Below are 7,371 nucleotides of genomic sequence, written 5' to 3'. Positions count from 1 at the left end.
GGCATTGACCCTGGGCCGGTGAGGCGCCTGGTGCGTGTGATGTTGGAGGAGGCCCTCACGCCGCCCTTCTCCGCCAATGTGCTGGAGCGGCTGTCGGGCGATCTCTATGACCTGGTCTACGGCCAGCCCTTTCGCCTGCCCCCTGAGCTGATTTTCGTGATGCGGGCCCTCAGCACCTTTGAGGGGGTCGGCCGCAGCCTCGATGCCAGCTTTAGCCTGGTGGCGATTGCCCGCCCCTACCTGCTTCCTCTAATGACTTCAAGCGGTTCGGGCAGCGGCGGCGGCGATCGGTTCGGCAACGAGCTGTTCAACGAAATCTCGCGCCAGGCGGCCGAGGTGGGCAGCCGCGCCCTGGGTATCCCCAAACGCCTGGACGACAGCCTGGCCCGCATTGAGCAGGGCGACCTGCAGGTGCAGATCAGGGCCGGCGAAACCGATCGCCTGTTGCGCCGCCTCGCCCTGGCCCAGCAGGTTGCCGGCCAGTCCATGCTTCTGGCCGGCCTGGCCGTGGCTGCGGCCCTGCTGGCAGCCAGCAGCCGCCCCGCCCTCACTGCCATTCCCCTGGTGGGCGCCCTGCCCGTGGCCCTGAGCTGGTTGAAATTGCAGGGCCGGCTCAAGCGCGATGGCCGGCTCGATCAGCTGCCCGGTTCTCGCTGAGCGAAGAGGTCGCTGAGCGAAGAGGCTGCTGAGCGAAGAGGTCGCTGAGCTCAGGCTTTGCCTCGGGGGCCCCGGTCTTCGGCGCCGGCATACACCGCCTGGCTGCCGAGCTCATCTTCGATGCGCAGCAGCTGGTTGTACTTGGCCACCCGATCGGAGCGACTGAGGGAGCCGGTTTTGATCTGGCCGGCGCGGGTGGCCACGGCGAGGTCGGCGATGGTGGTGTCTTCGGTTTCGCCAGAGCGGTGGCTGATCACGCTGGTGTAGCCAGCCCGACCGGCCAGATCGATGGCCTGCAGGGTTTCGGTGAGTGAGCCGATCTGATTCACCTTGATCAGAATCGAGTTGGCCACGCCCAGGTCGATGCCCCGCTGCAGCCGGGTGGTATTGGTCACAAACAGGTCATCGCCCACCAGCTGCACCGTCTTGCCCAGCCGCTCGGTCAGCAGGGCCCAGCCCTCCCAGTCGTCTTCGGCGATGCCATCCTCGATCGACACGATCGGGAAGCGGCTGGCCAGCAGGGCCAGCTGGTCGACCATCTCGGCGCTGCTGTAGCTGCCGCCGCCGAAGTTGTAGCGGCCGTCCTTGAAAAATTCTGTGCTCGCCACATCCAGGGCCAGGGAGATCTGGTCGCCGGGGCGATAGCCGGCCTTCTCGATCGCCTGGATCAGCAGCTCGCCGGCCGCATCGTTGCTGGCCAGGTTTGGGGCGAAGCCGCCCTCATCGCCAACGGCGGTGGAGAGGCCCTGGCTGCTCAGCAACCCCTTGAGCGTGTGGAACACCTCGGCGCCCATGCGCAGGGCTTCGCTAAAGCTGGCCGCGCCGTGGGGCACCAACATGAACTCCTGGAAGTCCATGTTGTTGGAGGCGTGGGCGCCGCCGTTGATCACGTTCATCAGCGGCACCGGCAGCAGGTTGGCCAGCGGGCCTCCCAGGTAGCGGTAGAGGGGCAGGCCGACGCCGTTGGCGGCTGCCCTGGCGGTGGCCAGGCTCACGGCCAGCACGGCATTGGCGCCGAGGCTGGATTTGTTGTCGCTGCCGTCCAGTTCGGCCATGGCGGCGTCGACGGCACTCTGGTCGAGGGCGCTGAGGCCGCAGAGGGTTGGCGCGATCCTCTCCTCGATGTTGCTGACGGCCCGGGTCACCCCCTTGCCGAAGTAGCGGTTGCCGCCGTCGCGCAGTTCGTGGGCCTCATGGGCGCCCGTGCTGGCGCCGCTGGGCACGATCGCCCGGCCACTGGCGCCGCCCTCCAGCATCACCTCAGCCTCCACGGTGGGGGTGCCGCGGGAATCGAGCACCTCCCGGGCCACCACGGTGTCGATCACTAGGTCGAGGGAGTCGATCACGTGGGTCGTCGGCTGTTGTCTTTGGGGCGATCCTATGATTGATAGCTGGCAGCTAATCGGGTGGATCGATGCGAATGCTGCACACCATGCTCCGGGTGGGGGATCTGGATCGCTCCCTTCTCTTTTATACGGAGGTGCTGGGCATGGACCTGCTGCGCCGTAAGGACTACCCCTCGGGCCGGTTCACCCTGGCCTTCGTGGGTTACGGCGACGAGAGCGACACCACCGTGCTGGAGCTCACCCACAACTGGGATACCAGCCACTACGAGCTAGGCAGCGCCTACGGCCACATCGCCCTGGGGGTGGATGACATCTACACCACCTGTGCGGCGATAGCGGCCAAGGGGGGCAAGGTGGTGCGCGAACCAGGGCCGATGAAGCACGGCAACACGGTGATTGCCTTCGTGGAGGATCCTGATGGCTACAAGGTGGAACTGATCCAGATCTCTGCCCCAGGCTGATCCCCAAGCCCATGTCCCCAAGCCTCACCAGCGACCCCGATCGCTTCAGCGATGACGGCTGGGAGCTGCTCCTGGCTGCCCAGGACACTGCTCGCCGCTGGCGCCATGGCGCCATGGACGTGGAGCACCTGCTGCAGACCCTGCTGTCGGAGCGGCGCTTTGACCGCTGGCTGGATCCCCTGCCCCTCGATCCCGACCGGCTGCTGGATCGGCTGGAGAGCTTCTGTGCAGACCAGCCCAGCGCCAACGGGCCGGAGCTGTACATCGGCGATGCCCTGGAAGATCTGCTGGAGGCTGCCGAGCGCTGCAGGGTCGCCTGGGGAGCCCCCTTGCTGGATGTGCCCCAGCTGTTGGTGGCCCTGGTGGGGGATCCCAGGATCGGAGCCTCCCTGCTGGTGCCGGAGGGCCTCAGTGAAGACCTGTTGCGGCGCCAGTTCTGCCCGGACGACTGGATCGACAGGGCCCCGCTCCCCACCCCCCCAACTGCTCATCCAGCTGCTCCTCCAGCGGCTCCCACTCCCACCCCTCCTGCCACTGCTGCTGGCCCTGCTGCCCCAGCCCCCGAGCTGCGCCTGGAACCCGAGCCCCCAGGCTCCTCCGAGCCAGCCGAGGCCTGCGCCCTTGAGCGCTACGGCCGCGACCTCACCGCCGCCGCCCGCTCTGGCGAGCTCGATCCGGTGATCGGCCGCGACCTGGAGATGCGTCGCCTGATCCAGGTGCTCTCCCGCCGCAGCAAAAACAATCCGGTGTTGATCGGTGAGCCCGGCGTCGGCAAGACCGCCGTGGCCGAGTTGCTGGCCCAGCGGATCGTGGCCGGCGAGGTGCCCGATTCACTTCTGGGCCTGCGGCTGGTGGCGCTGGATCTGGGCGCCCTGATCGCCGGCGCCAAGTTTCGCGGCCAGTTTGAGGAGCGCCTGCGCGCCGTGCTCAAGGAGGTGCGCGACGCCGATGCGGTGGCCGGTGCGGCCGGCGTGGTGCTCTTCATTGATGAGTTGCACACGGTGGTGAGCAGCGACCGCTCCACCGCCGATGCCGCCAGCGTGCTCAAGCCCGCCCTGGCCCAGGGGTACCTGCGCTGCATCGGTGCCACCACCCCGGAGGACTACCGCCGCAGCATCGAGAAGGATCCAGGCCTGGAGCGGCGCTTCCAGCAGGTGCTGATCAAGGAGCCCGGGCCAGACACCAGCGTGGAGATCCTGCGGGGCCTGAAGGAGCGCTACGAGCTGCACCACGGTGTGGCGATCACCGACCAGGCCCTGGTGGCGGCGGCCCGGCTGGCCGATCGCTACATCACCGACCGGGCCCTGCCCGATTCGGCGATCGATCTGGTGGATGAGGCGGCCGCCCAGCTGCGCATGGAGGTCACCTCCAAGCCCCAGCTCGTCGAGGCGGCGGAAGCGGAGCTGCGCCGGGTGGAGCTGGCCCTGCTCTCGGCTGAGGCGTCACCCCAGCAGGAAAGGGTGCAGTGGCAGGAGCAGCGGCGCCGGGCCACCGAGGCCCTCCAGCAGGTGCAGCAGCGCTGGCAGGCCGAGCGGGAGCGGCTGGCGGAACTGCGGCAACTGCTGCAGCAGGATGAAGACCTGCGCACGGCGATCGCCGAAGCCGAGCGCCAGGGCGACTACGAGGAGGCGGCCCGGCTGCAGCACGACCAGCTCTACGGGCTGCAGCAGCGCCGCGAAACCCTCGAGGCCGAACTCCAGGCCGAACCAATCCTGCGGGAGCAGGTGGAGGAGGGCGACATTGCCGATGTGGTGGCCCGTTGGACGGGTATTCCGGTGCAGCGGTTGCTGGCCGGCGAGCGTCAGAAGTTGCTCGAGCTCGAGGCCAGGCTCGGCGAGCGGGTGATTGGCCAGCCGACGGCGGTGGCTGCCGTGGCCGCGGCGATTCGCCGGGCCCGGGCCGGCATGCAGTCCCCCACCAGGCCGGTGGGCTCCTTCCTGTTTTTGGGTCCCACCGGCGTCGGCAAGACCGAGTTGGCCAAGGCTCTGGCGGCGGCCCTCTTCGATGAGGACGAAGCCCTGGTGCGGCTCGACATGAGTGAATTCATGGAGCGCAACGCCGTGGCCCGGTTGGTGGGGGCGCCGCCCGGCTACGTGGGCTATGAGGAGGGAGGCCAGCTGACCGAGGCGGTGCGGCGCAGGCCCTATGCGGTGCTGCTGCTCGATGAGGTGGAGAAGGCCCATCCCGAGGTGTTCAACCTGCTGCTGCAGGTGCTCGATGACGGCCGCCTCACCGATTCCCAGGGCCGCACGGTCGATTTCCGCCACACGGTGGTGATCATGACGAGCAACCTGGCCAGCCGCGCCATCCTGGAGAACGCCAGGGCCGGCGGTGACCCGGCCGAGCGAGAGCAGGCCCTGGAGCAGGCCGTTGAGCAGGCCCTGGCGGCCCAGTTTCGACCGGAATTTCTCAACCGCATCGACGAGGTGATCCGCTTCAGGCCCCTGGCCCCGGCCGATCTGCAGCGCATCGTCCGCTTGCAGCTGGCCGAGCTGGCCCGGCTGCTGGCGGAGCAGCACCTCCAGCTGGAGGTGCCCGAGCCGGTGGTGCAGGCCCTGGCCGAGCAGGGCTATGAGCCCGAATATGGGGCCAGGCCCCTGCGGCGGGTGCTGCGCCGCCAGCTGGAGAACCCTCTGGCCACCGAGCTGCTGGCGGAACGCTTCAGCGGTGCCCAGGGCGTGCGTGTGGTGGCCGGCAACCCCCTTAGCTTTGAGCCCCTCGGGTAGGGTGTTCGTTTGCCGATCCGCGCGGACGCCACCGTGCGCAAGCGCCAGTGGATTCCGACTCCCCCCAACCCGATTCCCCAAGCCCTGAACAGGCCACCCCGGCTGCCGAGTCATCGGCCGTTCCTGGGGGCTTTGTCGCCGCAACCCTGGCGGAGTTGCGCAAGGTTGTCTGGCCCAGCCGCCAGCAGCTGTTCAGCGAATCGGTGGCCGTCATCTTGATGGTGAGCATCTCGGCTGCGGCGATCGCTGCGCTGGATCGTTTTTACGGCTGGGCGTCCAGTCAGGTGTTTGGTTGAACCCTTGTTGCTTGCTGTCCCGTCCGTCGATTCCGTTCCTGCCGTGAACCCCGTGTCCGAGCCCTTAACCGAGCCCTTGTCCGAGCCCTTTAGCGAGGTGGTGAGCCCCCTCGATCTTCAAGAAGCGCCGGCCGCTGGCGGTGAGAAGCTCCAGGTGGCTCGCTGGTATGCGGTGCAGGTGGCCTCCAGCTGCGAGAAGAAGGTGAAGGCCACGCTCGAGCAGCGGGCCGTCACCCTGGGGGTCGACAACCGCATCCTCGAGATCGAGATCCCCCAGACCCCTGGGGTGAAGCTCAAAAAAGATGGCACCCGCCAGAGCACCGAGGAGAAGGTATTCCCGGGCTATGTGCTGGTGCGGATGGTGCTCGATGAGGACACGATGATGGCGGTGCGCAGCACCCCCAATGTGATCAATTTCGTGGGGGCCGAAGAGCGCCGTGCCACCGCCAAGGCCCGGGGCCACATCAAGCCCCGGCCCCTAAGCCGCAACGAGGTCGACCGGATCTTCAAGCGGGCGGCCGAGAAGAAGGCCGTCGTCAAGGTGGATCTCACCGAGGGCGACCAGATTCTGGTCACGGCAGGTCCGTTCAAAGACTTCCAGGGCGAGGTGATCGAGGTGTCGGGTGAGCGCAACAAGCTCAAGGCCCTGCTCTCGATCTTCGGCCGGGAGACCCCGGTGGAACTGGAGTTTTCCCAGATCAGCAAACAGAGCTAGGCCCCAGCCCCGCCCAGCGGCCGTCTCCCTGCGGAGGACGGCCCTCACCCCACACCTCCACTACCTGGGGGTCATCCGCAGATCCGCCCCGTAGCCTCAGACGATGGCCAAGAAAATCGTAGCCGTGATCAAGCTGGCCCTCCAGGCCGGCAAAGCCAACCCCGCGCCGCCGGTGGGCCCTGCCCTCGGCCAGCACGGCGTCAACATCATGGCGTTCTGCAAGGAGTACAACGCCCGCACCCAGGAGAAGGCCGGCTATGTGATTCCGGTGGAGATCTCGGTCTTTGAAGACCGCAGCTTCACCTTCATCACCAAGACCCCGCCAGCTTCCGTGCTGATCACCAAGGCTGCCGGCATTGAAAAGGGTGCCGCCACCTCCGCCAAGGGGGCGGTGGGTGCCATTTCCCGTGCCCAGCTCGAGGAGATCGCCAAGACCAAGCTGCCCGACCTCAACTGCACCAGTGTGGAGTCGGCCATGCGCATCATCGAAGGCACCGCCCGCAACATGGGCGTCGCCGTAAACGACTAATCCCGACTAATCCCCACCTATCCGGGGGAGATCCAGGCAACCCTGACCAGTCCATCTGTTCAACGGCCACGCCCTGAATCGCCCGTACCCCATCCTCACCATGCCGAAAATTTCCAAGCGCTTCGCTGCCCTCAGAGCCACGGTCGAAGACCGCAGCTACGCCCCCCTCGAGGCGATTGAGCTGGTCAAGACCACCGCCACCGCCAAATTTGATGAAACCGTCGAGGCCCATGTGCGCCTTGGCATTGATCCCAAATACACAGACCAGCAGCTGCGTACCACCGTGGCCCTGCCCCACGGCACGGGCCAGACCATCCGCATCGCCGTGATCGCCCGCGGTGAGGCAGTGGCTGCCGCCAAGGCCGCCGGCGCCGACCTGGCCGGTGACGACGACCTGGTCGACAAGATTGCCAAGGGCGCAATGGACTTCGACCTGCTGATTGCCACCCCGGACATGATGCCGAAGGTGGCCAAGCTGGGCCGGGTGCTCGGCCCCCGGGGCCTGATGCCAAACCCGAAGGCCGGCACCGTCACCACCGACCTGGCTGGCGCCATCAACGAGTTCAAGGCCGGCAAGCTGGAGTTTCGGGCCGACCGGGCCGGCATCGTGCACGTGCGCTTCGGCAAGGCCAGCTTCGATT

At 67.4% G+C, this 7,371-nt stretch carries 7 protein-coding genes and 1 pseudogene; 7 read left to right on the top strand and 1 reads right to left on the bottom strand.

The annotated features are described in order from the left end of the window. Positions 1 to 657 (top strand): annotated as a pseudogene (locus tag KBZ15_RS14790) (AarF/ABC1/UbiB kinase family protein); the annotation flags it as partial. 50 nt (positions 658 to 707) lie between these two features. Here the strand turns inward: KBZ15_RS14790 and eno are convergent. Beyond that, entirely contained in the window at positions 708 to 2,003 is a 1,296-nt protein-coding gene (gene eno, locus KBZ15_RS14785) for a phosphopyruvate hydratase (RefSeq protein WP_255015964.1), read from the bottom strand. 68 nt (positions 2,004 to 2,071) lie between these two features. On the opposite strand from eno, the gene gloA reads away from it, so the two are divergent. The 6 genes from gloA to rplA form a co-directional block, all read left to right on the top strand. Beyond that, positions 2,072 to 2,464 (top strand): lactoylglutathione lyase, encoded by a 393-nt coding sequence (gloA, locus tag KBZ15_RS14780; RefSeq protein ID WP_254930411.1) that lies wholly within the window; start codon positions 2,072 to 2,074, stop codon positions 2,462 to 2,464. 11 nt (positions 2,465 to 2,475) lie between these two features. Further along, positions 2,476 to 5,190, top strand: coding sequence for an ATP-dependent Clp protease ATP-binding subunit (locus KBZ15_RS14775; RefSeq protein ID WP_255015963.1), 2,715 nt, complete (start codon positions 2,476 to 2,478; stop codon positions 5,188 to 5,190). 47 nt (positions 5,191 to 5,237) lie between these two features. Further along, on the top strand, positions 5,238 to 5,486 hold the full coding sequence (gene secE, locus KBZ15_RS14770) for a preprotein translocase subunit SecE (RefSeq protein ID WP_197152141.1): 249 nt from the start codon (positions 5,238 to 5,240) through the stop codon (positions 5,484 to 5,486). A gap of 97 nt (positions 5,487 to 5,583) precedes the next feature. Then, positions 5,584 to 6,201, top strand: coding sequence for a transcription termination/antitermination protein NusG (nusG, locus tag KBZ15_RS14765; RefSeq protein WP_254930425.1), 618 nt, complete (start codon positions 5,584 to 5,586; stop codon positions 6,199 to 6,201). A gap of 103 nt (positions 6,202 to 6,304) precedes the next feature. After that, positions 6,305 to 6,730 carry a 50S ribosomal protein L11 gene (gene rplK, locus KBZ15_RS14760; RefSeq protein WP_254930413.1) on the top strand — a complete coding sequence of 142 codons (426 nt, stop codon included), beginning with the start codon at positions 6,305 to 6,307 and terminating at the stop codon, positions 6,728 to 6,730. Positions 6,731 to 6,830: 100 nt separating this feature from the next. Then, positions 6,831 to 7,371, top strand: a 541-nt coding sequence (gene rplA / locus KBZ15_RS14755) for a 50S ribosomal protein L1 (protein ID WP_255015962.1), incomplete at its 3' end; no start/stop codon positions are given.

This window comes from Cyanobium sp. BA20m-p-22 (assembly GCF_024346275.1).
In the GTDB taxonomy this organism is placed as follows: Bacteria; Cyanobacteriota; Cyanobacteriia; order PCC-6307; family Cyanobiaceae; genus Cyanobium_A.
Note: the sequence above shows the minus strand (reverse complement) of the source record. Positions and strands in the feature narration are given on the sequence as shown.